This is a genomic window from Pseudomonas sp. B3(2017) (assembly GCF_002113595.1).
Taxonomy (GTDB): Bacteria; Pseudomonadota; Gammaproteobacteria; order Pseudomonadales; family Pseudomonadaceae; genus Aquipseudomonas; species Aquipseudomonas ekonensis.
In genome coordinates, this window is the sequence record NZ_NEIU01000018.1 from 64,369 (window position 1) to 90,790 (window position 26,422).

At 65.9% G+C, this 26,422-nt stretch carries 23 protein-coding genes; 12 read left to right on the forward strand and 11 right to left on the reverse strand.

Translation table 11 applies throughout. The features are described 5' to 3' along the window. The first annotated feature begins 34 nt into the window (after positions 1–34). Positions 35–2,521: a circularly permuted type 2 ATP-grasp protein gene (locus tag CAG33_RS22700; protein ID WP_085640609.1), complete on the forward strand. Its 2,487-nt coding sequence runs from the start codon at positions 35–37 to the stop codon at positions 2,519–2,521. After that, positions 2,521–3,411 (forward strand): transglutaminase family protein, encoded by an 891-nt coding sequence (locus tag CAG33_RS22705; protein ID WP_085630940.1) that lies wholly within the window; start codon positions 2,521–2,523, stop codon positions 3,409–3,411. The genes CAG33_RS22700 and CAG33_RS22705 overlap by 1 nt, the downstream gene beginning before the upstream one ends. A 139-nt stretch (positions 3,412–3,550) precedes the next feature. Here the strand turns inward: CAG33_RS22705 and CAG33_RS22710 are convergent, their stop codons facing one another. Further along, the gene (locus CAG33_RS22710; protein ID WP_085582857.1) at positions 3,551–4,138 is read right to left on the reverse strand and encodes a TIGR00730 family Rossman fold protein; all 588 of its coding nucleotides are present in this window, start codon (positions 4,136–4,138) and stop codon (positions 3,551–3,553) included. A gap of 343 nt (positions 4,139–4,481) precedes the next feature. Between CAG33_RS22710 and azu the strand changes: the two genes are divergently transcribed. Then, on the forward strand, positions 4,482–4,928 hold the full coding sequence (azu, locus tag CAG33_RS22715) for an azurin (protein WP_085582855.1): 447 nt from the start codon (positions 4,482–4,484) through the stop codon (positions 4,926–4,928). Between the two features lie 199 nt (positions 4,929–5,127). Here azu and nadE read toward each other — a convergent pair whose 3' ends face one another. The 3 genes from nadE to CAG33_RS22730 all read right to left on the reverse strand — a co-directional run bounded on the left by nadE (position 5,128) and on the right by CAG33_RS22730 (position 8,213). Then, the gene (nadE, locus tag CAG33_RS22720) at positions 5,128–5,955 is read right to left on the reverse strand and encodes an ammonia-dependent NAD(+) synthetase (RefSeq protein ID WP_085630936.1); all 828 of its coding nucleotides are present in this window, start codon (positions 5,953–5,955) and stop codon (positions 5,128–5,130) included. Positions 5,956–5,959: 4 nt separating this feature from the next. After that, a complete protein-coding gene (pncB, locus tag CAG33_RS22725; RefSeq protein ID WP_085582851.1) occupies positions 5,960–7,183 on the reverse strand; it encodes a nicotinate phosphoribosyltransferase in 1,224 nt (407 codons plus the stop codon). A gap of 118 nt (positions 7,184–7,301) precedes the next feature. Continuing rightward, positions 7,302–8,213, reverse strand: coding sequence for a LysR family transcriptional regulator (locus CAG33_RS22730; protein ID WP_085630934.1), 912 nt, complete (start codon positions 8,211–8,213; stop codon positions 7,302–7,304). A gap of 184 nt (positions 8,214–8,397) precedes the next feature. On the opposite strand from CAG33_RS22730, the gene CAG33_RS22735 reads away from it, so the two are divergent. The 8 genes from CAG33_RS22735 (at position 8,398) to CAG33_RS22775 (ending at position 18,464) form a co-directional block, all read left to right on the forward strand. Further along, complete coding sequence (locus CAG33_RS22735; RefSeq protein ID WP_085640610.1) at positions 8,398–9,888, forward strand: aldehyde dehydrogenase family protein; 1,491 nt, start codon at positions 8,398–8,400, stop codon at positions 9,886–9,888. Positions 9,889–10,044: 156 nt separating this feature from the next. After that, positions 10,045–11,328 carry an FAD-binding oxidoreductase gene (locus CAG33_RS22740; RefSeq protein ID WP_085640612.1) on the forward strand — a complete coding sequence of 428 codons (1,284 nt, stop codon included), beginning with the start codon at positions 10,045–10,047 and terminating at the stop codon, positions 11,326–11,328. 368 nt (positions 11,329–11,696) lie between these two features. Further along, positions 11,697–12,830: a branched-chain amino acid ABC transporter substrate-binding protein gene (locus CAG33_RS22745; protein WP_085582843.1), complete on the forward strand. Its 1,134-nt coding sequence runs from the start codon at positions 11,697–11,699 to the stop codon at positions 12,828–12,830. A 240-nt stretch (positions 12,831–13,070) separates the two neighbouring features. Next, entirely contained in the window at positions 13,071–13,985 is a 915-nt protein-coding gene (locus CAG33_RS22750) for a branched-chain amino acid ABC transporter permease LivH (protein ID WP_085582841.1), read from the forward strand. 3 nt (positions 13,986–13,988) lie between these two features. Further along, the gene (livM, locus tag CAG33_RS22755) at positions 13,989–15,290 is read left to right on the forward strand and encodes a high-affinity branched-chain amino acid ABC transporter permease LivM (RefSeq protein ID WP_085582839.1); all 1,302 of its coding nucleotides are present in this window, start codon (positions 13,989–13,991) and stop codon (positions 15,288–15,290) included. Next, positions 15,287–16,159 (forward strand): ATP-binding cassette domain-containing protein, encoded by an 873-nt coding sequence (locus CAG33_RS22760; protein ID WP_085582836.1) that lies wholly within the window; start codon positions 15,287–15,289, stop codon positions 16,157–16,159. Before livM ends, CAG33_RS22760 begins: the two co-directional genes overlap by 4 nt. Continuing rightward, the gene (locus tag CAG33_RS22765; RefSeq protein ID WP_085582834.1) at positions 16,156–16,872 is read left to right on the forward strand and encodes an ABC transporter ATP-binding protein; all 717 of its coding nucleotides are present in this window, start codon (positions 16,156–16,158) and stop codon (positions 16,870–16,872) included. The genes CAG33_RS22760 and CAG33_RS22765 overlap by 4 nt, the downstream gene beginning before the upstream one ends. 827 nt (positions 16,873–17,699) lie before the next feature. Further along, positions 17,700–18,464: an SDR family oxidoreductase gene (locus tag CAG33_RS22775; protein WP_085582832.1), complete on the forward strand. Its 765-nt coding sequence runs from the start codon at positions 17,700–17,702 to the stop codon at positions 18,462–18,464. Positions 18,465–18,569: 105 nt separating this feature from the next. On the opposite strand, the gene CAG33_RS22780 is transcribed toward CAG33_RS22775, so the two are convergent. From CAG33_RS22780 to CAG33_RS22810, 7 genes are all read right to left on the reverse strand, one after another. Next, a complete protein-coding gene (locus CAG33_RS22780; RefSeq protein ID WP_085582830.1) occupies positions 18,570–19,703 on the reverse strand; it encodes an AGE family epimerase/isomerase in 1,134 nt (377 codons plus the stop codon). A gap of 182 nt (positions 19,704–19,885) precedes the next feature. Beyond that, positions 19,886–20,458, reverse strand: a complete 573-nt coding sequence (locus tag CAG33_RS22785) for a HupE/UreJ family protein (protein ID WP_085582828.1) — start codon at positions 20,456–20,458, stop codon at positions 19,886–19,888. A 27-nt stretch (positions 20,459–20,485) separates the two neighbouring features. After that, positions 20,486–21,100: an urease accessory protein UreG gene (ureG, locus tag CAG33_RS22790; protein WP_085582826.1), complete on the reverse strand. Its 615-nt coding sequence runs from the start codon at positions 21,098–21,100 to the stop codon at positions 20,486–20,488. A gap of 23 nt (positions 21,101–21,123) precedes the next feature. After that, positions 21,124–21,798, reverse strand: coding sequence for an urease accessory protein UreF (locus CAG33_RS22795; RefSeq protein ID WP_085640614.1), 675 nt, complete (start codon positions 21,796–21,798; stop codon positions 21,124–21,126). Continuing rightward, positions 21,795–22,295 carry an urease accessory protein UreE gene (gene ureE / locus CAG33_RS22800; protein ID WP_085582821.1) on the reverse strand — a complete coding sequence of 167 codons (501 nt, stop codon included), beginning with the start codon at positions 22,293–22,295 and terminating at the stop codon, positions 21,795–21,797. Before ureE ends, CAG33_RS22795 begins: the two co-directional genes overlap by 4 nt. Before the next feature lie 272 nt (positions 22,296–22,567). After that, complete coding sequence (locus CAG33_RS22805; protein WP_085582970.1) at positions 22,568–23,200, reverse strand: TetR family transcriptional regulator; 633 nt, start codon at positions 23,198–23,200, stop codon at positions 22,568–22,570. Positions 23,201–23,370: 170 nt separating this feature from the next. After that, positions 23,371–23,919 carry a hypothetical protein gene (locus tag CAG33_RS22810; protein WP_085582819.1) on the reverse strand — a complete coding sequence of 183 codons (549 nt, stop codon included), beginning with the start codon at positions 23,917–23,919 and terminating at the stop codon, positions 23,371–23,373. 355 nt (positions 23,920–24,274) lie between these two features. Here CAG33_RS22810 and CAG33_RS22815 point away from each other — a divergent pair, with 355 nt between their 5' ends. Continuing rightward, the gene (locus CAG33_RS22815; RefSeq protein WP_085640616.1) at positions 24,275–26,353 is read left to right on the forward strand and encodes an AsmA family protein; all 2,079 of its coding nucleotides are present in this window, start codon (positions 24,275–24,277) and stop codon (positions 26,351–26,353) included. Positions 26,354–26,422: the final 69 nt, after the last annotated feature.

Sequence of the window (26,422 nt, forward strand, 5' to 3'; positions counted from 1 at the left end):
GTCTGACCGTTCCTTGCCGGTTGCCGAGCTCTCCATGCCAGACCTGCTTGACCGCTACCCGCTGACGGCGGGCACCTACCACGAACTGCTCGACGGCAGCGGCGCGGTGCGTCCGCACTGGCGCCGGCTGTTCGACCAGTTGCAGCGCAGCACGCCGCATCAACTGGCGCAGCGTCAGGCGCTGCTGGCGCGGCAGATCCAGGAGAACGGCGTCACCTACAACGTCTATGCCGACCCCAAGGGCGCCGACCGCCCGTGGGAGCTGGACCTGCTGCCCCATGTGATCGCCGCCGACGAGTGGCAGCGGCTGTCGGCCGGGATCGCCCAGCGGGCGCGGCTGCTCAATGCGGTGCTGGCGGACCTGTACGGCCCGCAGCGGCTGATCCGCGAAGGGCTGCTGCCGGCGGAGCTGGTGTTCGGCCACAACAACTTCCTCTGGCCCTGTCAGGGCATTTCGCCGCCGGACGGGGCGTTCCTGCATCTGTACGCGGCGGATCTGGCGCGCACGCCGGACGGCCGCTGGTGGGTCACGGCGGACCGCACCCAGGCGCCGTCCGGGGCTGGGTATGCGCTGGAGAACCGCACCATCGTGTCCCGTGCCTTCCCCGAGCTGTACCGGGACCTGCGGGTGCAGCACCTGGCGGGCTTCTTCCGCACGCTCCAGGAAACCCTCGTGCGCCAGGCGCCGGGCGACAGCGAGACGCCGCTGGTGGTGCTGCTGACGCCGGGGCGGTTCAACGAAAGCTATTTCGAACACCTGTACCTGGCGCGGCAGCTCGGCTATCCGCTGGTGGAGGGCGGCGACCTCACCGTGCGCGACGCCACGGTGTACCTCAAGACCCTCAGCGGCCTGCGTCGGGTGCACGCGATCATGCGCCGGCTCGACGATGATTTCTGCGACCCGCTGGAGCTGCGCACCGACTCGGCCCTCGGCGTGCCCGGCCTGCTGGAGGCGGTGCGCCGCGGGCGGGTGCTGGTGGCCAACGCGCTGGGCAGCGGCGTGCTGGAGTCGCCGGGGTTGCTGGGGTTCCTGCCGAAGATCAGCCAGCACCTGTTCGGCGAAGAACTGATTCTGCCGTCCATCGCCACCTGGTGGTGCGGTGAGGCGCCGGTGCTGGCCCAGGCCCTGGAAAAACTGCCGGAGCTGCTGATCAAGCCGGCCTTTCCTTCACAGAGCTTCACGCCCGTGTTCGGCCGCGATTTGAGTGAAAAACAGCGCCAGGCCCTCGCCGAGCGCATGCAGGCGCGGCCTTATGCCTATGTCGCGCAAGAGTTGGCGCAGCTGTCCCAGGCGCCGGTCTGGCAGGCCGAGGACGGCCAGTTGCAGGCGCGGGCCATCGGCATGCGCCTGTACGCGGTGGCGAGCCGCGAGGGCTACCGGGTGTTGCCGGGCGGGCTGACCCGGGTGGCCGCCGAGGCCGACGCCGAAGTGGTGTCGATGCAGCGCGGCGGCGCCAGCAAGGACACCTGGGTGCTGGGCGACCGGCCGCCGAGCGGCGAACAGTGGAAGGCCCAACGCAGCATCGGCGTGCACGACCTGGTGCGGCGCGACCCTTACCTGCCGTCGCGGGTGGTGGAGAACCTGTTCTGGTTCGGCCGCTATTGCGAGCGCTGCGACGACAGTGCGCGGTTGCTGCGGATCGTGCTGGCGCGCTACATCGACGGCGACGATCCGCAGGCCTTGCAGGCCGCCGTGGATCTCGGCGAACGGCTGATGCTGCTGCCGGACGAAGGCGAACTGCCGCAGCGCCTGCTGGCGGCGCTGCTCGGCGAAGACTGGTCGTTCAGCCTGCGCGCCAACCTGCAGCGCCTGCAATGGGCGGCGTCCCAGGTGCGCGGCAAGCTGTCGCGGGAAAACTGGCAGGCGCTGGTGGAGCTGCAGCGCGAGGCCGCCGAACTGGACGGCGACGAGCCGGACTTCGGCGAGCTGCTGGATTTCCTCAACCGGCTGGTGACCTCGCTGGCGGCGCTGTCCGGATTCGCCCTGGACGACATGACCCGCGACGAGGGCTGGCGCTTCCTGATGATCGGGCGGCGGATCGAGCGATTGCAGTTCCTCAGCGCCAGCCTGGCGGCGTTCCTGCGGGGCGCCGGCGCGTTTGACCAGGCGGGGCTTGAGTGGTTGCTGGAGCTGGGCAACAGCAGCATCACCTACCGTTCACGCTACCTGGCGGTGGCGCAGTTGATCCCGGTGCTCGACCTGTTGCTGCTCGACGAACAGAACCCCCACGCGGTGCTGTTCCAGCTGAAGCTGGTGGCCCGCACCGTCAAGCGGCTGAACGATGATTTCGGCGCACCGAGGGAAGCCGGGTTGGCGCCATTGGCCGAGCGTCTGGCGCGCATCGACCTCGGCTGCCTGGAGAACCCGCTGTTCGGCGAGGCCAGCGTGCGCGCCGCGCTCGACGGGCTGGCCGACCTGCTGCAAGAGATCGCCGATGTCAGCGCGCAGGTGTCCGATCGCCTGGCCCTGCGCCATTTCGCCCATGTCGACGATGTCAGCCAGCGCACGGTGTCCGTCTGATGAATGCCCGCTACCAAGTCCTCCACGACACCTGCTACCGCTACGACAGCCCGGTTTCGCTGGCGCAGCAGTTGGCCCATCTGTGGCCCCGCGAGTGTGCCTGGCAGCGCTGCACCGAGCAGCGTCTGCTGATCAGTCCGGAGCCGACCGCCCGCCGGGACGAGCTGGACGTGTTCGGCAACCCGCTGACGCGCCTGGCGTTCGAGCGGCCCCATGACGAGTTGCAGGTCAGTGCGCGGCTGATGGTCGAGGTACTGGCGCGACCGGCAATGGACTTTGCCTTGTCCCCGGCCTGGGAGGCGACGTGCGCCGCGCTGGCCTACAGCGGCCGGCCGCTCTTGCCCCACGTGCTGGAAGCCTGCCGCTATCGGTTCGAATCGCCCTATGTGCACCTCAAGCGCCGCTTCGTCGAGTTCTCCGACAGCTGCTTCACGCCGGGGCGGGCCATGCTCTGGGCGGTGCAGGCCTTGATGCAGAAAATCTTCAGCGAGTTCACCTTCGATGCCGAAGCGACCCAGGTCGCGACGCCGCTGGTGGAAGTGCTGGAGCGGCGGCGCGGGGTCTGTCAGGACTTCGCCCACCTGATGCTGGCCTGCCTGCGCTCCCGGGGGTTGGCGGCGCGTTACGTCAGCGGCTACCTGCTGACCCGGCCGCCGCCGGGCCAGCCCCGGCTGATCGGCGCCGACGCGTCCCACGCCTGGGTGTCGGTGTTTTGCCCGGTGCTGGGCTGGGTGGACTTCGACCCGACGAACAATGTGCAGCCGGCGCTGGAGCACATCACCCTGGCCTGGGGTCGGGACTTCTCCGATGTGTCGCCGTTGCGCGGGGTGATTCTGGGCGGGGGCAGCCATGACCCGGAGGTGCGGGTCACGGTGATGCCGCTGGATTGACCGCGATGCGGTGGGGTTCACCTGTCCAGTGCGGGAGCCGCAGTTTGCGGCGCCCTCACTGGCGCTATCGCCAGCAGGCTGGCTCCCACAGGGTCGGCGCCTTGCATGGCCATGGGGGAGCGACTCCTGGCGTGAAGCCTCACTTCGGCTTCTGGTCCACCCACTTGGGGGCGACGGTCGGCTGCCAGCGGTCGAGGGCGTCGAGCAGTGCCTGCGGCGAATCGCTGACCTGCAGCATGTCCCGGTGCGGCGCGCGGACGAAGCCTTCGCCGACGAGGTGATCGAGGAACGCGGTGAGCTTGCTGTAGAAACCGTTCACTTCCATCAGGCCCAGCGGCTTGCCGTGGTAGCCGAGCTGGCCCCAGGTCCAGACCTCGAACAGTTCTTCCAGGGTGCCGAGGCCGCCGGGCAGGGCGATGAACGCGTCGCTGAGCTCGGCCATCCGCGCCTTGCGGGCGTGCATGCCGTCGACCACTTCCAGGCGGGTGAGCCCCTTGTGGCCGATTTCCTTGTCCATCAGGGCCTGCGGGATGATCCCGACCACTTCACCGCCGGCCGCCAGTGCGGCATCGGCGACGATGCCCATCAGCCCGACGGCGCCGCCGCCGTAGACCAGGGTCAACTTGCGCTCGGCCAATGCCCGGCCGAGGGCGACGGCGGCTTCGGTGTACGCCGGGTCGGTGCCGGCGTTGGCGCCGCAAAATACACAAACGGAAGTGAGAGACATGCCTTGCTCCTGTGTCGATCAGTCGCACAGGGTAGCGGCAGCGAGGCCGCAGTCCAAGGACTAGACTTCGCGTTCCGGCGTCTCACAGGTACCGCTGGCACCGCAGGCGTAGGCGGCAAGCAGGCTGCGCAGCAAACCGTTAAAGAACATGATCGGCACTCCGTTTCAGTGGGATGGGCCGATCATAGGCCCGGGCCGTGGTTCTGGCCGGTAGATTGTTTCGATGAGTGTCATAGCCTGAAAGTTGTATACAATCTTTGACTCAGGTCATAGGAACTTGCGAAGATTTCAGGCAGTCTTCCAACCACTCTTGTTTCTGTTAACCCTGCCTTGGAGATTCACCATGTTTTCCAAAGTTGTTGCGGTATCCCTGCTGGCCCTGGCCAGCGGCCAACTGATGGCTGCAGAGTGCAAAACCACCGTAGATTCCACCGACCAGATGTCCTTCAACACCAAGGCCATTGAAATCGACAAGAGCTGCAAGACCTTCACCGTCGAACTGACCCACTCCGGCAGCCTGCCGAAGAACGTGATGGGCCATAACCTGGTGATCAGCAAAGAAGCCGACATGCAGCCGATCGCCACCGACGGCCTGGCCGCCGGCATCGACAAGAACTACCTGAAAGAGGGCGACGCCCGCGTCATCGCCCACACCAAGATCATCGGCGCCGGCGAGAAGGATTCGCTGACCATCGACGTGTCCAAGCTGACCGCCGGTGAAGCCTATGGCTTCTTCTGCTCGTTCCCGGGCCACATCTCGATGATGAAGGGCACCGTCACCGTCAAGTGACGGCCTAGGGATCGTCGGCAGCGACCGACGTTCAGGCCAAAAGAAAGCCCGCCGGGGATCGACTCCCCGGCGGGCTTTTTCATGTGTCCGACCGTTGACCGCGTCATCGTTCATCGCGAGCGGGCTCGCTCCCACAGGCTGGCGTTGTCCTTGGGGGCGCGAGCCTGCTCGCGATGAAGTCAGCCGGATCGTTCGTCACTCACGGGGCAAACGGCATCACCCGTTTGTGGTGGGTCTTTTTGTAGGTGTTGACGATGATGTCGAACGCTTCCTGGCGCACCGGCTCGCCGTGCAGGAAGGCGTCGATCTCGACGTAGGTCACGCCGTGGGACGCTTCGTCCGGCTTGCCCGGCGCCAGGTCTTCCAGGTCGGCGGTCGGGATCTTTTCCACCAGCGGTTCCGGCGCGCCGAAGCTGCGGGCGATCGCCCGCACCTGGTTCTTCACCAGCCCGCTGAGCGGCGCCAGGTCGCAGGCGCCGTCGCCGAACTTGGTGAAAAAGCCCATCACCGCCTCCGCCGCGTGGTCGGTGCCGATCACCAGGCCATGGGCGGCGCCGGCGATGGTGTACTGGGCCACCATGCGCATGCGCGCCTTGGTGTTGCCGAGCACGAAGTCTTTCTGCACCGCTTGCTTGCCTTCGAACGCCGCCACTTCACCGGCCAGGGATTTCACCGCAGGACCGATGTTGACCGTGTGGCGCTCGTCGGGGTCGATGAAGTCCACCGAGGCCTGGGCGTCGTGCTCGTCGAACTGCACGTCGTAGGGCAGGCGCACGGCGATGAACCTGTAGCCGTCGTCGCCGCTGCGCTCGCGCAGCTCACGCATGGCGCGCTGGGCCAGCAGGCCGGCGGTCAGGGAATCGACGCCGCCGCTGATGCCCAGCACCAGGGTCTTGAGGCCGGCGTTGACCAGGCAGTCCTGGATGAAGGCGACGCGGCGCGCGACTTCCGCCTCGAGGGCCTTGTGGTCCGCGAACGGCGGCTGGACCTTGAGCTGTTCAGCAATCTCACGCTGTACGGCTTGCATGAATTCACTCCTTGCTAGATAGGCTGGAAACGGCAGGAACCTGGAAAACGTGTCGCAGGTAGGCGACGAAATTCGGGTCTTTGCAGTGGGTCTTGCCCGGCTCGTCGGAGATCTTCGCCACCGGTTGGCCGTTGCAGGCGGTCATTTTAAGCACGATGCTCATCGGTTCGACACCTGGAATGTCGCAGGTCAGGTTGGTGCCGATGCCGAAGCTCACGTTGATCCGCCCGTGCAGCGCCCGGAAGATCTCCAGCGACTTGGGCAAGGTCAGGCTGTCGGAGAAGACCAGGGTCTTGCTCATCGGGTCGATGCCGAGCCGGTGGTAGTGGGCGATGCATTTTTCGCCCCACAGCACCGGATCCCCGGAGTCATGGCGCAGGCCGTCGAAGAGCTTGGCGAAGTACAGGTCGAAATCGCCGAGGAACGCGTCGGTGGTGATGCAGTCGGTCAGGGCGATCCCCAGCAGGCCCCGGTATTCGCGCACCCAGCAGTCGAGGGCGGCGCTCTGGCTGTCGATCAGCCGCGGGCCGAGTTGCTGGTGGGCCATGATCCATTCGTGGGCCATGGTGCCCAGCGGCTTCATGTCCAGTTCCCGGGACAGGTTCACGTTGCTGGTGCCGACGAAGCGGCCGGGGAAGTCGTGCTTGAGCACGTTCACCACTTCTTCCTGCACGCGGTACGAGAACCGGCGGCGTGTGCCGAAGTCGGCCACCTGCAACTGCGAAAGCTCCTCGGTCGAGGCATTGGCGTTGAGCCAGTCGAACTTGCGGTACAGCTGCTCGCGTGCCAGCTCCAGGGTGATGTCGCGGTAACGGTAGCGGTTGCGCACTTCGCTGACGATCGCCAGCAGCGGCACCTCGAACAGGATCACGTGCAGCCACGGCCCGCGCAGGCGGATGAACAGCTCGCCGTTTTCGATGCCGGTGTGCAGGTAGCGCAGGTTGAAGCGGAACAGGCCGAGAAAGCGCAGGAAGTCCGGCTTGAGAAAGGAAATGCGCTCCAGGAAGCTCAACTGGTCGGCGCTCAGGCTCAGCTCGGCCAGGCGCTCGATCTGGAAGCGGATCTCCGCCAGGTACGGGCGCAGGTCCTCGGCGTTGCGGCAGCGGAACTCCCATTCGACTTCGACGTTGGGGTAGTTATGCAGCACCGCCTGCATCATCGTCAGCTTGTAGAAGTCGGTGTCGAGCAGGTTCTGCACGATGCGATCGGCAAACACACTCTCGCTCATAAACGGTCTCCGGGCGGGCCGTGCGGTGGCACGGCATCAATCGATGGCGCTAGTGGCGCACATCGGCGGCAGGAAACGCCAGCAAAATTTGCCGGGCGAGGCACGTTGCCGCGGCGGGTCAAGGCGCAAGCGGATCCGGGCTGTCGACCTGTTCCAGCATCCATTTCACGAAATCCCGCACCTTGGGCACTTCCGCCGCGTGCTCCGGGTAGGCCAGGTAGTAGGCGTCGGTGCTGGGCATCGCGTGGGGCCACGGGATGACCAGCTTGCCGTCGGCCAGCTCTTCCTCCACCAGGAACCTCGGCAGCAGCGCCACGCCGCAGCCGACCTGGGCGGCGCGGATGCACATATAGAAGGTTTCGAAGCGCGGGCCGTGGTAGCTGTGTTCGGTCTGGCGGCCCTGGCTGTCGAACCAGTCGTGCCAGGCCTGGGGGCGCGAGGCGTTCTGCAGCAGCACCAGGTCCGTCAGTTGCGTGGGGTCGGTGAACGGCGTGTCCGGCAGGCTGCCCGGCGCGCACACTGGCACCAGTTCTTCGCCGAACAGCTTCAGGCACTCGGTGCCGGGCCGCGAGCCCTGGCCGAAGTAGAACGCCAGGTCGCTGCGCCCTTGCAGCAAGTCGTCGGCCTCGTGCTCGTTGCACAGGTCCAGGTGGATCGACGGATGGCGCAGCCGCCAGCCCTTGAGGCGCGGCACCAGCCAGCGGGCGCCGAAGGTCGAGGGGGTGGACACCCGCAGGACTTCGGTCTCGCCGCCGTAGGAACGCAGGTAGTGGGTGGACATCTCCACCTGGGTGAGGATCTTGCGCACCTCCACCAGGTACAGGTCGCCGGCCGGGGTCATCTGCAGGCGCCGGCGCACCCGGCGGAACAGCAGGTGCTGCAGCAATTCCTCCAGTTGCGCCACCTGCTTGCTGACGGCGCTCTGGGTCAGGTTCAGTTCCTCGGCGGCCCGGGTGAAGCTCAGGTGCCGGGTCACGGCCTCGAAGCACTGCAGTGCGGTGATCGACGGCAGGTGGCGTTTGTTGAGCATGGGCAATCCTTTTTCTTGTGTTCTGGCCGGCATTCTCTGGCTGGCATGACGCAGCATGAATAAACGGAATGATATCTCGCGTAAAGGTCGTTTGTTGCACAGCCGCCCTGAGGCTACAACTAAAGGCCTGCACGGCCGCTTCAGCGCGGCCGCCCACATTCAGTTTCCGCTTGAGGAGTGACCCATGGTTGCCGCATTGCTTGATCGTCTTGGTGTGAACCCGGCCCTGTACCAGAACGGCAGAGTGCCGGTGCATTCGCCCATCGACGGCAGCCGCATCGCCGCCGTGAACTGGGAAGGCCCGGCCGAAGTCGAGCAGCACATCAGTCGCGCCGATCATGCGTTCGCGCTGTGGCGCCAGGTGCCGGCCCCGCGCCGCGGCGAGCTGGTGCGCCAGTTCGGCGAAGTGCTGCGCACGCACAAGGCCGACCTCGGCGAGCTGGTGTCGTGGGAAGCCGGCAAGATCACCCAGGAAGGCCTGGGCGAAGTGCAGGAGATGATCGACATCTGCGACTTCGCCGTCGGCCTGTCGCGCCAGCTGTACGGCCTGACCATCGCGTCCGAGCGTCCGGGCCACCACATGCGCGAGACCTGGCATCCGCTGGGCGTGGTCGGGGTGATCAGCGCCTTCAACTTCCCGGTCGCGGTGTGGGCGTGGAACACCACGCTGGCGCTGGTCTGCGGCAACCCGGTGGTGTGGAAGCCGTCGGAGAAGACCCCGCTCACCGCGCTGGCCTGCCAGGCGCTGTTCGAGCGGGTGGCGAAGAACTTCAGCGACGCCCCGGCGCACCTGAGCCAGGTGGTGATCGGCGGCCGCGACGCCGGCGAAGCGCTGGTGGACGACCCGCGCGTGGCGCTGATCAGCGCCACCGGCAGCACCCGCATGGGCCGTGAAGTGGCGCCGAAGGTCGCGGCGCGGTTCGCCCGCAGCATTCTCGAACTGGGCGGCAACAACGCGATGATCCTCGGCCCGAGCGCCGACCTGGACATGGCCGTGCGCGCCATCCTGTTCAGCGCCGTCGGCACCGCCGGCCAGCGCTGCACCACCCTGCGCCGGCTGATCGCCCACGAATCGGTGAAAGAGGAAATCGTCACCCGCCTGAAGGCCGCGTATTCGAAGGTGCGCATCGGCCATCCGCTGGAAGGCAACCTGATCGGCCCGCTGATCGACAAGCACAGCTTCGACAACATGCAGGATGCGCTGGAGCAGGCCTTGAGCGAGGGCGGCCGGGTGTTCGGCGGTCAGCGCCAGTTGCAGGAGCAGTTCCCCAACGCCTACTACGTGTCGCCGGCCATCGTCGAAATGCCGGAGCAGAGCGACGTGGTGTGCAGCGAGACCTTCGCGCCGATCCTGTACGTGGTCGGCTACACGGATTTCGAAGAGGCCCTGCGCCTGAACAACGCCGTGCCGCAAGGCCTGTCGTCGTGCATCTTCACCACCGATGTGCGTGAGGCCGAGAAGTTCATGTCGGCGGTGGGCAGCGACTGCGGCATCGCCAACGTCAACATCGGCCCGAGCGGCGCGGAGATCGGCGGCGCGTTCGGCGGCGAGAAGGAGACCGGCGGCGGCCGCGAGTCGGGTTCCGATGCCTGGCGCGCCTACATGCGCCGCCAGACCAACACCGTGAACTATTCGCTGGAGCTGCCGCTGGCCCAGGGCATCACCTTCGACTGAACCGTCGGTGAGATGACGATCCCCTGTGGGAGCCGGCCTGCCGGCGACGGCGGCGGGTCAGTCGACATCAATGTTGGCTGATGTGCCGCTTTCGCCGGCAGGTTGGCTCCCACATTCTGGACAGTGTGTTTGTTGGGTTTCTGTTGGAGTCTGGCAATGCCGTTACGCGAAGAATGTCTGTGGGAAACCCTCACGCCGCAAAGGCCCGACAACGCGGCGCTCAAGGGTGAGGTCAAGGTCGATGTGTGCGTGGTCGGCGCCGGGTTCACCGGGTTGTCGGCGGCCCTGCACCTGCTGGAGAAGGGCAAGCGCGTCTGCGTGCTCGAAGCCCACCGCGCCGGCCATGGCGGCTCGGGGCGCAACGTCGGGCTGGTCAACGCCGGCATGTGGATCCCGCCGGACGAGATCGAGGCCGGCTTCGGCGAAGCGGTGGGCAGCCAGCTCAACCGCATGTTGGGGGCGGCGCCGGCGCTGGTGTTCAGCCTGGTGGACAAATACGCCATCGATTGCCAGCTGCGCCGCGAAGGCACCCTGCACATGGCGCACAACGCCCGGGGCGAGGCGGACCTGCGCAGCCGCGAGGAACAATGGAAGCGCCGGGGCGCGCCGGTGGAACTGCTCACCGGCCAGGCCTGCGAACGGGCCACCGGCACCCGCAAGATCGCCGCCGCGTTGCTCGACCGCCGCGCCGGCACGCTCAATCCGATGGGCTATGTCACGGGGCTGGCCAAGGCGGTTGCGGGCCTCGGAGGGCAGGTGTTCGACCATTCGCCGGTCGTCCGGCTGGAACGGCAAGGGGCGAAATGGTCGGTGCAGACCGAGCAAGGCTCGGTGCTGGCCGAGCAGGTGGTGATCGCCTCCAACGCCTACACCGAAGGCGACTGGACTGAGCTCAAGCGCAATTTCTTCCCCGGCTACTACTATCAGGTCGCTTCGGTGCCGCTGACCGAGGACGCCGCCCAGGAAATCCTGCCGGGCGGGCAGGGCTCGTGGGACACCCGCCAGGTGCTGAGCAGCATCCGCCGCGACAAGGACGGCCGGCTGCTGCTCGGCAGCCTGGGCAACGGCAACCAGAAGCCGGCGTGGTTCCTCAAGGCCTGGGCCGACCGGGTGCAGCGGCACTACTTCCCCAACCTCAAACCGGTGGAATGGGAATGCACCTGGACCGGGCGCATCGCCTTCACCCCCGATCACCTGATGCGCCTGTTCGAGCCGGCGCCCGGCATCGTGGCCGTCACCGGTTACAACGGCCGCGGCGTCACCACCGGCACGGTGGTCGGCAAGGCCTTCGCCGACTATCTGTGTAACGGAAATCCTCAGGCCCTGCCGATCCCCTTCGCACCGATGCAGCCTCTGGCGGGCGTGGGCCTGCGCAGTTGCCTGTACGAGGCCGGGTTCTCGCTGTATCACGCGGGCCAGTGCCTGCGCATCGTCATCTGAGTGTTGAAATTTGTTGCTCCACGCGGCGCTTTCCGGCGCAGCGACTAGCCTGTAATGGTGCGGGCCGTAGCAGTCCCGCACCAGCAGTGTGCAGTTCGGTGACGCGGGCTGTTACAGGTGGGTTGCACGTCGTTTGGCGCCGCGGTTGCAATGATGGCGCGCGAAGGTTGCGCCTCAAAAAAACCTTGGTTTCACCTTCCGCGGTTTAGACGGTTGCACGCCCAATGAAAATGGGAACGAAACAGTCGAAATAACAAGAAAGCAGCGACTTTTTGAAGAATAAAAAACCGATGGCACGGCCCTTGCTCTGAGCATTTCGTGAAGTGAAGTCGCAGTGCCAACTAAAAAAAACCTTGGAGCACCACCTCATGTCCCAGACGTTTTACAAGAAAGGCTTCCTGGCCCTCGCAGTGGCTGCTGCGCTGGGTGTCTCTGCGTTTGCACAAGCTGATGTGAAGATCGGTGTGGCGGGCCCGATGACCGGCGCCAACGCGGCATTCGGCGAGCAGTACATGAAGGGGGCACAGGCGGCGGCGGACGCGATCAACGCGGCGGGCGGCGTCAACGGGGAGAAGATCGTGCTGGTCAAGGGCGATGACGCGTGCGAGCCGAAGCAGGCCGTGACGGTCGCCAAGGACCTCACCAACCAGAAGGTCGCCGGCGTGGTCGGTCACTTCTGCTCCTCCTCCACCATCCCCGCTTCGGAGATTTACGACGAAGCCGGCATCATCGCGATCACTCCAGGCTCCACCAACCCGCAGGTCACCGAGCGCGGCCTGAGCGCCATGTTCCGCATGTGCGGCCGTGACGACCAGCAAGGCATCGTGGCCGGCGACTACATCGTCGACGTGCTCAAGGGCAAGAAGGTCGTCGTGCTGCACGACAAGGACACCTACGGCCAAGGCCTCGCCGACGCCACCAAGGCCCAGCTGGAGAAACGCGGCGTGAAGCCGGTGCTGTACGAAGGCCTGACCCGCGGCGAAAAAGACTTCAGCGCCGTAGTCACCAAGATCCGCGCGGCCGGTGCCGACGTGGTCTACTTCGGCGGCCTGCATCCGGAAGCCGGCCCTCTGGTCAAGCAACTGCGCACCGAAGGCCTGAAGGACGTGAAGTTCATGTCCGACGACGGCATCGTGACCGACGAACTGGTGACCACCGCCGGCGGCCCGCAGTACGTCGACGGCGTGCTGATGACCTTCGGCGCCGACCCGCGCCTGCTGCCGGACAGCAAGACCGTCGTGGACGCCTTCCGCAAGGCCGGCACCGAGCCTGAGGGCTACACCCTGTACGCCTACGCCTCGGTCCAGACCCTGGCCGCCGCGTTCAACGGCGCCAAGTCCAACAGCGGCGAGAAGGCCGCCGAGTGGCTGAAGGCCAACCCGGTGAAGACCGTCATGGGCGAGAAGGCCTGGGACAAGAAGGGCGACCTGAAAGTGTCCGACTACGTGGTCTACCAGTGGGACGCGACCGGCAAATACCACCAGCTGGAAAAACAGAAATAAGCGTCGGCCCGACCGGCTGATCCGCGCAGATCCCGTGTGGGAGCGAGCCTGCTCGCGATGACGGACCGACAGGCGCCAACGGTGCCGAATGTGAGGCCGTCATCGCTGGCAGGCCAGCTCCCACAGGGGGCGCGGGGGCTGACCGGTCGCGGCTGACCCTGCTCCGACGTAAATCTGTATTTTTCCTAGAAGAGCCGCGCGCCCTCGGGCGTGCAGGTTCTCACTGCGTGAGATTGCGTTATGGATGGTATTTTCCTGCAGCAACTGGTCAACGGCCTGACCCTCGGGTCGGTCTACGGCCTGATCGCCATCGGCTACACAATGGTCTACGGCATCATCGGCATGATCAACTTCGCCCACGGCGAGGTTTACATGATCTCCGCTTACCTCGCGGCGATCAGTCTGGCACTGCTGGCTTACTTCGGTATCGAATCCTTCCCGCTGCTGATGCTCGGCACCCTGGTCTTCACCATCGTGGTCACCGGGGTGTACGGCTGGGTCATCGAACGCATCGCCTACAAGCCCCTGCGCAACTCCACACGGCTGGCGCCCCTGATCAGCGCCATCGGCATTTCCCTGATCCTGCAGAACTACGCCCAGATCAGCCAGGGCGCCCGCCAGCAAGGCGTGCCCACGCTGCTCACCGGCGCTTGGCGGATCGACGTCGGCACCGGCTTCGTCCAGCTCACCTACACCAAGGTCTTCATCCTGGTGGCGGCGTTCATCGGCATGGGCCTGCTGACCTACGTGATCAAGTACACCAAGCTCGGCCGCATGTGCCGCGCCACCCAGCAAGACCGCAAGATGGCCTCGATCCTGGGGATCAACACCGACCGGGTGATTTCCTACGTGTTCATCATCGGTGCGGCGATGGCGGCCCTGGCCGGCGTGCTGATCACCATGAACTACGGCACCTTCGACTTCTACGCAGGCTTCGTCATCGGCATCAAGGCGTTCACCGCCGCCGTGCTCGGCGGGATCGGTTCGCTGCCTGGCGCGATGCTCGGCGGGATCATCCTGGGCATTTCCGAGTCGCTGTTCTCGGGCCTGGTCAACTCCGACTACAAGGACGTGTTCAGCTTCTCGCTGCTCGTGCTTGTCCTGGTCTTCCGGCCTCAGGGCCTGCTGGGCCGTCCTCTTGTGTCGAAGGTGTAAGCGATGTCTTCAACCACTGCCAAATCCATTGATGTGAAAAAGAGTGTGGTCGAGGCCATCCTGGCCGGCCTGATCGCCCTGATCGTGTTCGGCCCGATCGTCGGCGTCGTGCTCGACGGCTACAGCTTCAACCTGGAACCCACCCGCGTGGCGTGGATCATCGCCATCGTCATGGCCGGGCGCTTCGCCCTGAGCCTGTTCCTGCAGACGCCCAGGGGCCTGCGCATCCTCGACGGCTTCGAGAGCACCGGCTCCGGCGTGCACGTGCTGCCGCCGGACTACAAGTCGCGGCTGCGCTGGATCATCCCGCTGATGATCGTCGTCGCCGTGGCGCTGCCGTTCTTCTCCAACTCCTACCTGCTGGGCGTGGTCATCCTCGGCCTGATCTACGTGCTGCTGGGGCTGGGGCTGAACATCGTGGTGGGCCTGGCCGGCTTGCTCGACCTGGGTTACGTGGCGTTCTACGCCATCGGCGCCTACGGCCTGGCGCTCGGCTACCAGTACCTGGGGCTGGGCTTCTGGACCGTGCTGCCGCTGGCGGCGATCACCGCCGGCCTCGCCGGGTGCATCCTCGGTTTCCCGGTGCTGCGCCTGCACGGCGACTACCTGGCGATCGTGACGCTGGGCTTCGGTGAGATCATCCGCCTGATCCTCAACAACTGGCTGTCCCTGACCGGCGGCCCGAACGGCATGCCGGCGCCGCTGCCGACCTTCTTCGGCCTGGAGTTCGGCAAGCGGGCGAAGGACGGCGGAGTGCCGTTCCACGAGTTCTTCGGCATCGCCTACAACCCGGACATCAAGTACTACTTCATCTACGCCGTGCTGTTCCTGGTGGTGCTGGCCGTGCTGTACATCAAGCACCGGCTGGTCAAGATGCCGGTGGGCCGCGCCTGGGAAGCTCTGCGCGAGGACGAGATCGCCTGCCGCTCGATGGGCCTGAACCACGTGCTGGTCAAGCTCTCGGCGTTCACCATCGGCGCCTCCACCGCCGGCCTGGCCGGGGTGTTCTTCGCCACGTACCAGGGCTTCGTCAACCCGACCTCGTTCACTTTCTTCGAGTCGGCGCTGATCCTCGCCATCGTGGTGCTGGGCGGCATGGGTTCGACCATCGGCGTGGTGATCGCCGCGTTCGTGCTCACCGTCGCCCCGGAACTGCTGCGCAGCTTCGCCGAATACCGCGTGCTGCTGTTCGGCATCCTGATGGTGTTGATGATGATCTGGCGACCGCGGGGGCTGATCCGCATCAGCCGCACCGGCGTCACCCCACGCAAAGGTGCCATTCACTATGAGAGGGCTGCGCCATGAGTGAAGTCGTGCTCTCTGTCGAGAAACTGATGATGCATTTCGGCGGCATCAAGGCGCTGAACGACGTCAGCCTGAAGGTCAAGCGCAATTCGATCTTCGCCCTGATCGGCCCCAACGGCGCCGGCAAGACCACCGTGTTCAACTGCCTGACCGGGTTCTACAAGGCCTCCGGCGGCAAGATCGAACTCAACGTGCGCGGGCGGCAGACCAACGTCATCCAATTGCTGGGCGAGTCGTTCAAGCCGACCGACTTCGTCTCGCCGAAGACCTTCGCCAGCCGCCTGTACTACAAGATGTTCGGCGGCACCCACCTGGTGAACCGCGCAGGCCTGGCCCGCACCTTCCAGAACATCCGCCTGTTCAAGGAGATGTCGGTGCTGGAGAACCTGCTGGTGGCCCAGCACATGTGGGTCAACCGCAACATGCTGTCCGGCATCCTCAACACCAAGGGCTACCGCAAGGCCGAGAGCGACGCGCTGGACTGCGCGTTCTACTGGCTCGAAGTGGTGGATCTGGTGGACTGCGCCAACCGCCTGGCCGGCGAGCTGTCCTACGGCCAGCAGCGCCGCCTGGAGATCGCCCGGGCCATGTGCACGCGGCCGCAGATCATCTGCCTCGACGAACCGGCCGCCGGCCTCAACCCTCAGGAAACCGAAGCGCTGAGCGCGATGATCCGGCTGCTGCGCGACGAGCACGATCTGACCGTGGTGCTGATCGAACACGACATGGGCATGGTGATGAGCATTTCCGACCACATTGTGGTGCTGGACCACGGCGTGGTGATCGCCGAGGGCGGCCCTGAAGACATCCGTCACGATCCGAAAGTGATTGCCGCCTACCTGGGCGCCGACGAAGAGGAAGTGGTATGAGCCGACCGATCCTCGAACTCAAGGACCTGAACGTGTACTACGGGCCGATCCAGGCCCTCAAGGGCGTTTCGCTGCACATCAACGAAGGGGAGACGGTCAGCCTGATCGGCTCCAACGGTGCCGGCAAGTCCACCCTGCTGATGTCGATCTTCGGCCAGCCCCGGGCGGAGTCCGGGCAGATCCTCTACCAGGGCGTGGACATCACCCACAAGTCGTCCCACTACATCGCCTCCAACGGCATCGCGCAGTCGCCGGAAGGGCGGCGGGTGTTCCCCGACATGACCGTCGAGGAAAACCTGCTGATGGGCACCATCCCGATCGGCGACAAGCATGCCAAGGAAGACATGCAGCGCATGTTCGAGCTGTTCCCGCGGCTCGAGGAGCGGCGCAGCCAGCGGGCCATGACCATGTCCGGCGGCGAGCAGCAGATGCTCGCCATCGCCCGCGCGCTGATGAGCCGGCCCAAGCTGTTGCTGCTCGACGAGCCGAGCCTGGGCCTGGCGCCGATCGTGGTGAAGCAGATCTTCGCCACCCTGCGCGAACTGGCGAAGACCGGCATGACCATCTTCCTGGTCGAGCAGAACGCCAACCACGCGTTGAAGCTGTCCGACCGGGCGTACGTGATGGTCAACGGCGAGATCCGCCTCAGCGGCACCGGCCAGGAACTGCTGGTGAACGAGGAGGTGCGCAACGCCTACCTGGGCGGGCACTGAGTTTTCCACAGCAAGACAGAGCCCCGGGTCGCAAGCCCCGGGGCTTTTTCATGCCCGGACGGTGCCTTGAACCCTGTGGGAGCGAGCCTGCTCGCGATGGCGGCGGCACATTCAACCTCGCAGGTCGCTGACGCGAGCAGGTTCGCTCCCGCAGTTGACTTTCGATGACGCCTCAATTGTGGAAAACCAAAATCCCAACCTCCCGAAGCGCGACATAAAGACGCTGCAAACGGCTGTTTTTGCACAGTTTTGACTTGTCCCCACCGGCTGTGGAACCGGCTGTGCATAACGTGGGAGTAGCTGGCTGAAAGCCTTTTAAACCGTGGCTTGCAGCTCGATGGGTGTTTTTTGATCAGCGATTTTTTGCTGGGGCGATGACCCGTTTGTCAACCTTTTTGTCAGCCCGGCAAAGGGCCCGTCGGGGTGTGCGCAAGCCTGTGGATAACTCTGTGGGCAATCTCTGGAAAGACGCCGCAGAGGGCCGTGGTTACTGGCCTCGCGCAATCATGGTGGTGACCGGGCGGTCGTGCAGGATGCCCGATGCGGCACAAGTGCTTGTCCAGGGTCAAGGGAAAAACTTTGCATTTGGCCCGCAAAGCCTTGTGCGGCGTGGCTTTGCGCCGGATCAGTTGCCCCCGGAAACTGTGGAAGGGATTGTGGATAACGTGCGGGCATCCGGCTACAGGCCACGACGGCTGGGGTGTTCAGGCGATTGAGCGTTTTTTGTACAGGGAGTGGAGGTTGCCCACAGGGTAAAGGCCGGGCATGCTGCCCGCTGATTGTCCATTCCAAGGGCCGCCCACGGCGGCCGAAGCAAGGAGAACACGATGTCCAACACCCTGTTTATCACCGGCGCGACCTCCGGTTTCGGCGAAGCCTGCGCCCGACGTTTTGCCGAGGCCGGCTGGAAACTGGTGCTGACCGGCCGTCGTGAAGAACGCCTCAAGGCCCTGTGCGCAGAGTTGTCGAAACAGACCGAAGTGCACGGCCTGGTGCTGGACGTGCGCGACCGCAAGGCCATGGAAGAGGCGATCGCCAACCTGCCGCCGTCCTTCGCCACTCTGCGCGGCCTGATCAACAACGCCGGGCTGGCGCTGGGCGTGGATCCGGCACCCAAGTGCGACCTCGACGACTGGGACACCATGGTCGACACCAACGTCAAAGGCCTGATGTACAGCACCCGGCTGCTGCTGCCGCGCCTGATCGCCCACGGCCGCGGCGCGGGCATCGTCAACCTCGGCTCCATCGCCGGCAACTACCCGTACCCGGGCAGCCATGTGTACGGCGCGACCAAGGCGTTCGTGAAGCAGTTTTCCCTGAACCTGCGCTGCGACCTGCAAGGCACCGGCGTGCGCGTGAGCAACATCGAGCCGGGCCTGTGCGAAAGCGAGTTCTCGCTGGTGCGCTTCGCCGGTGACCAGGCGCGCTACGACGCCACCTACGCCGGCGCCGAGCCGATCCAGCCGCAGGACATCGCCGAGACCATCTTCTGGGTGCTCAACGCGCCGGCGCACATCAACATCAACCGTCTGGAGCTGATGCCGGTGAGCCAGAGCTGGGCCGGGTTCGCCATCGAGCGCAACAAGGCTTAAGACCGCGTCATCGTTCTTCGCGAGCAGGCTCGCTCCCACATGAGGTCTTCGGTGTCGCGAAGATCCGGTGTGGGAACGAGCCTGCTTGCGATAGAGGACTGAACGTCAGCGCAGATAGTCGGCCAGCCCGCGGTAGCAGGTCGCCAGGTGATACGGCGTGGTGGACGGCATGTCCTTGCGGCTGACGTCGCTGTCGGCGTCGCGGCACTCGTGCCAGCCGCCCTCATGCAGGAAGCGTTGCTGCAATGCCTGCAACTGGCGCAGCACCGCCGCTTCGCCGTCCGCCCGCAAGGTCAGCGCCCGCAGGTATTCGGCCTGGGCCCAGATGCGCTGGGTCGAGTCCTTCGCGGGACGTTCCGGCAGCGGATCCAGCATCGCCAGCACAGCGCCGGTGGCGGGTTCCACGCCGTGCCGTTCGGTGAACGCGAACGACTGTTCCAGCGCGCCATGCAGCTTCGAGCCACGCAGCAGCGGCGAAGAGGCGAGCAGGAAATACCACTCGAACTGATGCCCCGGCTCATACCAGTTATCCACAGCGCCCAGCGGCTTCTCCAGCAGCACACTCTGCTGCGGGTCGATGAAGCGCGCGTGCATGGCTGTGCACAACTCGGTCAGCGCCTGCCGCACGGCGGCGTCTTCACGCACGGCCAAGGTGGCGAGGAACGCTTCGGCCAGGTGCATCAGCGGGTTCTGCAGCGGGCCGGTCTCCAGGGTGATCCAGTCCGGTTCGAGGCAGGCTTCGTAGAGGCCGTCACCGGTGGCGAAGCGCCGGGCGATGATTTCCAGGGCGGCGTCGAGGGTCGATTCCACCAGCGGTTCGCGCACCTTGTCCCAGTAATGGGCGCAGGCGAACAGGATGAACGCGTGGGTGTAGAGGTCCTTGCGCCGATCCAGCGGTTTGCCCTGCGGGTCGATGCTGTAGAACCAGCCGCCGTGCTCGGCGTCGTGGAAGTGCCGCTGCAGCGAGCGGAACAGCGCCGCTGCACGGGCTTCGGCGCCCTCGACCTGGCCGATCAGGCCGGCGAACAGGTACAGCTGCCGTGCGCAGGCCATCGCCCGGTAGCGCTGCGGCGGCATTGGGTTGTGCGCGGCGTCCAGCGCCTCGAAGGGCAGCGCCAGGTCGGCGTTCCAGCCAGGGCCTTGCCAGAGCGGCACGATCACGTCGAGAAAGTGCTGTTGCACCTGACCGAACAGGGCGGTCAATTCAGGCAGGGAGGCGGAACGGGAAGCTTGCGGCATGGGCGGACGTCGTCACGGCTGGGGCGATTGCGCGACATGGTAGCAGAGAGCTCGGCCTGAGTTGCGCGGTGTCTGTCAGGCCGCCTTCGCCAGCAGGGCTGGCTCCCGCATGGGTTCAGCGCAAGCCCGAAACCTGTGGGAGCCAGCCCTGCTGGCGATGAGGCCCGATCCGGCCGCTAGGATCAACCCGCCAACAGCCACGCCCCGGTCGCCGCCGACGCCGCACCCGCCAGCCGCACCAGCGGCGCCGCGGCCTGAGGCAGCGCGCGCACCACGCCATAGCCCGCCGCATGCAGCGCCGCCGTCGCCACGACGAAGCCGGCGGCATACGCCCATGGGCTCGACATGTCCGGCAGTTCCAGCCCATGGGCCACGCCATGGAACAGGGCGAACAGCGCCGTCGCCGCCACCGCCATCACCAGCGGCGGACGCACCGCCAGCGCCACGGCCAGGCCGAGCGCCAGCACCGAGGCGGCGATGCCGCTTTCCAGCGCCGGCAGTTCCAGGCCTTCGAAGCCGAGCAGACCGCCGATCAGCATGGTGCCGACGAAGGTGCACGGCAGTGCCCAGCGGGCCGCGCCCCGTTGCTGGGCGGCCCACAGGCCGACGGCCAGCATCGCGAGCAAATGGTCGAGGCCCCCGATCGGGTGACTGATGCCGGCCACCAGGCCGCTGTCGCCGTGGCCCGGATGGGCGAAGGCCAGGGCCGGGGCGAGCAGCAGGGCTGCGGCAGCGAAAATGCGTTTGAGCGTCATGGATAAGCTTCCTTGTCGTTGAATGAATCAGGCCGCCGTCAGCAGCCCTTGGCGTTCGATGAAGGCGATGATCTCCTCAAGGCCCTGGCCGGTCTTCTGGTTGCTGAACACGAACGGCTTGCCGTTGCGCATCCGCTGGGTGTCGCTGTTCATCATCTCCAGCGAAGCGCCGACCAGCGGCGCCAGGTCGATCTTGTTGATCACCAGCAGGTCGGACTTGCAGATCCCGGGGCCGCCCTTGCGCGGCAGCTTGTCGCCGGCCGAGACGTCGATCACGTAAATAGTCAGGTCCGACAGCTCCGGGCTGAACGTGGCGGACAGGTTGTCGCCGCCGGATTCCACCAGGATCAGGTCCAGCCCCGGAAAGCGCCGGTTCAGCTGATCCACCGCTTCGAGGTTGATCGAGGCGTCCTCGCGGATCGCCGTGTGCGGGCAGCCGCCGGTCTCCACGCCGATGATGCGTTCCGGTGCCAGCGCCTGGTTGCGCACCAGGAAATCGGCGTCTTCGCGGGTATAGATGTCGTTGGTGACCACGGCCAGGTTGTAGCGCTCGCGCAGGGCCAGGCACAGGGCCAGGGTCAGGGCGGTCTTGCCGGAGCCGACCGGGCCGCCGATGCCGACGCGCAAAGGTTGTGTGTTCATGCGGTTCTCCAAATTGAAAGGCCCTAGGAACGGAACAGACGGCTGTACTGGCGCTCATGGGCCATGCACGCCAGGGACAGGCCGAACGCGGCGCTGCCGAGGCGTTCGGGGTCGATGCGGGTGGCGTCCTGCTGGGCCTGTTGCAGCAGCGGCAGCAGTTCGCTGGTCAGGCGCTGGGCGGCTTGCTGGCCCAGCGGCAGGGTTTTCATCAATACCGCCAGCTGGTTTTCCAGCCAGGCCCACAGCCACGCGGCGAGTGCGTCCTGGGGGCTGATCCGCCAGGCGCGGGCGGCCAAGGCCCAGCCCAGGGCCAGGTGCGGTTCGGCGCAGCGCTCGAGCACGATCCGGGCCGGGGCATCCAGCTCCGGCAGGCCGCTGAGCAATTGCTGCAGCGAATAGCCCATCTGCCGGCTCTCCAGGTGCAGCTCGCGAGTCTCGCGGCTGGCGCGGTGGGCGTCGCCAAGGTGCAGCAGGTCGTCCCAGCGTTCGTCGGCGGCGGCCTCGCAGTGGGCGAGCAGCAGCGGCGCCTCGAACCGGGCGAGGTTCAGCAGCAGTTGGTCGCCGATCCAGCGCCGGGCGCTGTCGGGGCTGTCGACACGGCCGTTGTCCACCGCCATTTCCAGCCCTTGGGAATAGCTGTAGCCGCCGATCGGCAACTGCGGGCTGGCCAGGCGCAGCAGCGCCCAGGCCGAGTTCACAGGCGCACGCCGAACTGGTGGAGTTTCGGCGCGTAGTTGAAGTCCGCGTCACCGTGGTGCGAATGGTGATGGCCGCCGCCGTAGGCGCCGTGCTCCGGCTGGAATGGCGCTTCGATGGCCTGGACCTGTGCGCCGAGCTGTTCGAGCATGGCCTTGAGCACGTAGTCGTCGAGCAGGCGCAGCCAGCCGTCGCCTACTTGCAGGGCGACATGACGGTTGCCCAGGTGATAGGCCGCGCGGGTCAGTTCGAAGGCGCTGGCGCAGGTGACGTGCAGCAGTTGTTCGGGGCGGGCGCAGACCCGCACGATCCTGCCGTCCTGGGCCTCCAGGCATTCGCCGTCGTGCAGCGGCGGCTGGCCGCGCTCCAGGAACAGCCCGACGTCCTCGCCGTCGGCACTGAAACAGCGCAGGCGGCTCTTGCTGCGGGCCTCGAAGGTCAGGTGCAGCTCGGCGGCCCAGGCGGGCTGAGGGGCGATTCGGCGATGGATCACCAGCATTGGAGCGCTTCCGGCAGTGGACAATGCTCAGGCTAGAGCAAGGGGCTTGCCAATCGGCCGAGGCGTAGGAAAACCCTGTCGGAGCGTAGTGGATGTTTCAAGATGTTGCAGAAATGTGAGGCGTTTTGGTGCGTGAAGTTTTTTACATGCACCAAATGAAGGCCGTGATGCCGCGTTTTTGGAGGCAACTGTATTGATCCGGGCTACGGCGTCATGGCGGGCGCCATTGCCAGCAGGTTGGCTCCCAGAGCAGAAGGGCGGAGCGGCGGGGATTATTCGGTGCTGCCCAGGCCTTGCCAGTGCTTGAGGCCGATGAAGATGAAGCGCAGCTGCTGGGTGATCTTCGCCTGCGGCGTCAGGTGTTCCGGCAAGGCGTCGGCCGGCGGGTCGATGATGTCCGGGAGGGTGGCGAACACCGATTTGACGATCAGGTCGGCCATCACGCTCAGCGCCGCGGCGTTGAGGTGCTGGAGCTTGGGCATCAGCGAAAGGTCCGCCGCCAGGTCCGAGCTGATGCCTTCGCGCAGGCGGCCGATGGCCTGACGCACCGGCAGCGATCCGCCGTACTGCTCGCGGGCCAGGAACAGGAACTGCGAACGGTTGGCGCTGACCACGTCGAGGAAGATGCGCACCGACGCATCGATGATGCCGCCCATGACGAATTCGTTGTGGCGCACCAGGCGGATGGTCTCACGGAAGGTCTGGCCGACTTCGCGCACCAGTTCCAGGCCCAGTTCGTCCATGTCGGCGAAATGCCGGTAGAAACCGGTGGGCACGATCCCGGCGGTTTTCGTGACTTCGCGCAGGCTCAGGCTGCCGAATCCTCGGCCGCTTTCCATCAGGTGGCGGGCAGCGTCCATCAGGGCGTTGCGGGTCTGTTGTTTCTGTTCGGCGCGGGGCAGCATCAAAGGTGGGTTCTGGGCAGGACAAGCGCCGCACTCTAGCAAATCGGCTTTGCCGGCGTCGAACGATGGCGGGGATGTTGCGCAGGAAGGGGCAGGGACTTGGGTGCCTGGGGCCGAAAAGTCAAAAGCCCGATCGGTTGATCGGGCTTTTTTTCCGGGCCGTCATGGGCTCAGCTCAGCGCGGCGTTGCGTTCGATCACACGGTCACCACCGCCTTCGGCGAGGGTCTGGCCTTGTGGGGTGCGGTCGGAACCGTCAGCCGCCAGGGTCTGGCCTTGTGGAGTGCGGTCGGAGCCGTCAGCTGCGAGGGTCTGGCCTTGTGGGGTGCGGTCGGAACCGTCAGCTGCCAGGGTCTGGCCTTGTGGAGTGCGGTCGGAACCGTCGGCTGCCAGGGTTTGACCTTGTGGGGTACGGTCGGAGCCGTCCTGAACCAGGCCTTTCTCTTCCAGACGGTCGCGGCCGCCTTCTGCGACGAACTGGCCTTGAGGGGTCTTGTCGTAGCCGTCTTGCACCAGGCCTTTCTCTTCCAGGCGGTTACGGCCGTTTTCTGCCAGGGTCTGGCCTTGCGGGGTGCGGTCGGAGCCGTCGGCGGCCACGGTCTGGCTGAACACCGAATGGCTGGCCTTGGCTTGCGGAGTGGCTTGGTCGGCGGCCGGCAGGGCGAAAGCGGTGCTGGCCAGCATGGACAGGGTAAGGCTGAAGAGTAATTGGCGTTTCATGATGGGTTGCTCCTTGGGAGGGCGATAAAGTGGGTACGAGGGCAATGCTACTCTCGATAAGTCGATATAAAAGTTCATAAACACAATGGTAATAATCAACAGAATTGATTGTTCGGCCGGGAGGCTCTAGCCCGGGCCTTTCAGCCGATCGGTTTTGCACCGCGGTGGGTATTTTCCACCCACTCTTGCCTCGCAAAAGTGCGGGGGCGGTAACGCTTCCTCGACCGATCGGTCAGGATCGGCGCGTTTTTTCCGCCGCCGACAGCCTTTCGATTAAACCTGCGTCCGGTTTGCCAGTCGTAGATTCCATGTAGGGCCTCTTGTGGCCCGCCGCCGTCTTCAGGAGCTTTGTGCAATGACGCGCACCCAAAAGATCGTTACTTGGACCTTCGCCACCCTTGCCTTGCTGCTGGCGGTGTTCGTTCTGATCATCGTGTTTTTCGACTGGAACCGGATCAAGCCGCCGCTCAACGCCAAGGTCTCGGAGGAACTGCACCGTACGTTCGCCATCAACGGCGATCTGTCGGTGGTCTGGCGGCGCGAGCCGGACGAGGGCGGCTGGCGCGCCTGGGTGCCGTGGCCGCACGTGGTGGCCGAGGATCTGAGCCTGGGCAACCCGGACTGGTCGAAGCAGCCGCAGATGGTCACCCTCAAGCGCGTCGAGCTGCGCCTATCGCCGTTGGCGTTGCTGGCGCAGCGGGTGGTGATCCCGCGCATCGACCTGACCGGGCCCGAAGCCCAATTGCAGCGGCTGGCCGACGGCCGCGCCAACTGGACATTCACGTTCGATCCGAAGGATCCGGACGCCGAACCGTCGAACTGGGTGGTGGACATCGGCGCCATCGGTTTCGACAAGGGCCACGTCACCCTCGACGACCAATACTTGAAGACCCGGCTGGATGTGCTGATCGATCCGCTGGGCAAGCCGATCCCGTTCAGCGACATCGTCGGCGAAAAAGCGGCGAAGACCGCCCAGGACAAGGGCGCCGCGCCGCAGGACTACGCGTTCGGCCTGAAAGTCACCGGCCAGTACCACGGCCAGGCGCTCGCCGGGCAAGGCAAGATCGGCGGACTGCTGGCCCTGCAGGACGCCGCCAAGCCGTTCCCGCTGCAGGCCCAGGCGAAGATCGGCGAAACCAGCGTCGAGCTGGCGGGCACCCTCACCGACCCGCTCAACCTCGGCGCCCTGGACCTGCGGCTGAAACTGGCCGGCACCAGCCTCGGCAACCTTTACCCGCTGACCGGCGTGACCCTGCCGGACACCCCGCCCTACGCCACCGACGGCCACCTCATCGCCAAGCTGCACGAGCCCGGCGGCGCGCAGTTCCGCTATGAGCAGTTCAACGGCAAGATCGGCAGCAGCGACATCCACGGCGACCTGGCCTACGTCGCCAGCCAGCCGCGTCCCAAGCTCAGCGGCGCGCTGCTGTCCAATCAACTGCTGTTCAGCGACCTGGCGCCGCTGATCGGCGCCGACTCCAACGCCAAGCAAAAGGCCCGGGGCGGCGAGAGCAAGCAGCCGGCGGACAAGGTGCTGCCGGTCGAGGAGTTCAAGACCGAACGCTGGCGCGACATGGACGCGGACGTCGAATTCACCGGCAAGCGCATCGTCCACAGCGAGAAACTGCCGTTCAGCGACCTCTACACCCACCTCAAGCTCAACGACGGCGAACTGAGCCTGGAACCGCTGCGCTTCGGCGTGGCCGGCGGCAACCTGGACGCGCAGATCCGCCTCAACGGGCGCAGCGAGCCGCTGGAGGGTCGGGCCAAGCTGACGGCGCGCAAGTTCAAGCTCAAGCAGCTGTTCCCGACCTTCGAGCCGATGAAGACCAGCTTCGGCGAACTCAACGGCGACGCTGACCTCAGCGGCCGCGGCAACTCGGTGGCCAAGCTCTTGGGCGGCGCCAACGGCAACCTGAAGATGCTGATCAACGACGGCGCCATCAGCCGCGAACTGATGGAGCTGGCGGGACTCAACGTCGGCAACTATGTGGTCGGCAAGGTGTTCGGCGACAAGGAAGTGAAGATCAACTGCGCGGCGGCGGACTTCGACATCAAGACCGGCCTGGCCACCACGCGGCTGTTTGTGTTCGACACCGAGAACGCCATCGTCTACATCGACGGCACGGCGAACATGGCCACCGAGCAATTGGACCTGACCGTCACGCCGGAATCCAAGGGCTGGCGCCTGATTTCCCTGCGTTCGCCGCTGTACGTGCGCGGCAAGTTCATCAAGCCGGACGCCGGGGTCAAGGCCGTGCCGTTGATGCTGCGCGGGGCGGGGATGGTGGCGCTGGGCGTGATCGCGGCGCCGGCGGCGGGCCTGCTGGCGCTGGTGGCGCCCAGCGGCGGGGAGCCGAACCAGTGCGCGCCGTTGCTGGAGCAGATGAAGGCGGGCAAGGCGCCTGTCACCGTCAAGCCCACCAAGCCGTAGGGCCTGCAGCTCAAAACTGTAGGAGCCAGCCTGCTGGCGATGACGTCAGCAAGCGCGGCGCATAGCCAG

Bases quoted from the DNA above. Each gene is read 5' to 3' on its own strand.
- CAG33_RS22730 (WP_085630934.1), bottom strand. From the start codon at position 8,213: ATGCTCAACAAACGCCACCTGCCGTCGATCACCGCACTGCAGTGCTTC.
- nadE (WP_085630936.1), bottom strand. From the start codon at position 5,955: ATGCAAGCCGTACAGCGTGAGATTGCTGAACAGCTCAAGGTCCAGCCG.
- CAG33_RS22805 (WP_085582970.1), bottom strand. From the start codon at position 23,200: ATGCTGCCCCGCGCCGAACAGAAACAACAGACCCGCAACGCCCTGATG.
- azu (WP_085582855.1), top strand. From the start codon at position 4,482: ATGTTTTCCAAAGTTGTTGCGGTATCCCTGCTGGCCCTGGCCAGCGGC.
- CAG33_RS22735 (WP_085640610.1), top strand. From the start codon at position 8,398: ATGGTTGCCGCATTGCTTGATCGTCTTGGTGTGAACCCGGCCCTGTAC.
- CAG33_RS22775 (WP_085582832.1), top strand. From the start codon at position 17,700: ATGTCCAACACCCTGTTTATCACCGGCGCGACCTCCGGTTTCGGCGAA.
- ureE (WP_085582821.1), bottom strand. From the start codon at position 22,295: ATGCTGGTGATCCATCGCCGAATCGCCCCTCAGCCCGCCTGGGCCGCC.
- CAG33_RS22700 (WP_085640609.1), top strand. From the start codon at position 35: ATGCCAGACCTGCTTGACCGCTACCCGCTGACGGCGGGCACCTACCAC.
- CAG33_RS22705 (WP_085630940.1), top strand. From the start codon at position 2,521: ATGAATGCCCGCTACCAAGTCCTCCACGACACCTGCTACCGCTACGAC.
- CAG33_RS22785 (WP_085582828.1), bottom strand. From the start codon at position 20,458: ATGACGCTCAAACGCATTTTCGCTGCCGCAGCCCTGCTGCTCGCCCCG.
- CAG33_RS22815 (WP_085640616.1), top strand. From the start codon at position 24,275: ATGACGCGCACCCAAAAGATCGTTACTTGGACCTTCGCCACCCTTGCC.
- CAG33_RS22760 (WP_085582836.1), top strand. From the start codon at position 15,287: ATGAGTGAAGTCGTGCTCTCTGTCGAGAAACTGATGATGCATTTCGGC.
- livM (WP_085582839.1), top strand. From the start codon at position 13,989: ATGTCTTCAACCACTGCCAAATCCATTGATGTGAAAAAGAGTGTGGTC.
- CAG33_RS22810 (WP_085582819.1), bottom strand. From the start codon at position 23,919: ATGAAACGCCAATTACTCTTCAGCCTTACCCTGTCCATGCTGGCCAGC.
- CAG33_RS22780 (WP_085582830.1), bottom strand. From the start codon at position 19,703: ATGCCGCAAGCTTCCCGTTCCGCCTCCCTGCCTGAATTGACCGCCCTG.
- CAG33_RS22750 (WP_085582841.1), top strand. From the start codon at position 13,071: ATGGATGGTATTTTCCTGCAGCAACTGGTCAACGGCCTGACCCTCGGG.
- CAG33_RS22765 (WP_085582834.1), top strand. From the start codon at position 16,156: ATGAGCCGACCGATCCTCGAACTCAAGGACCTGAACGTGTACTACGGG.
- CAG33_RS22710 (WP_085582857.1), bottom strand. From the start codon at position 4,138: ATGTCTCTCACTTCCGTTTGTGTATTTTGCGGCGCCAACGCCGGCACC.
- pncB (WP_085582851.1), bottom strand. From the start codon at position 7,183: ATGAGCGAGAGTGTGTTTGCCGATCGCATCGTGCAGAACCTGCTCGAC.
- CAG33_RS22740 (WP_085640612.1), top strand. From the start codon at position 10,045: ATGCCGTTACGCGAAGAATGTCTGTGGGAAACCCTCACGCCGCAAAGG.
- CAG33_RS22745 (WP_085582843.1), top strand. From the start codon at position 11,697: ATGTCCCAGACGTTTTACAAGAAAGGCTTCCTGGCCCTCGCAGTGGCT.
- ureG (WP_085582826.1), bottom strand. From the start codon at position 21,100: ATGAACACACAACCTTTGCGCGTCGGCATCGGCGGCCCGGTCGGCTCC.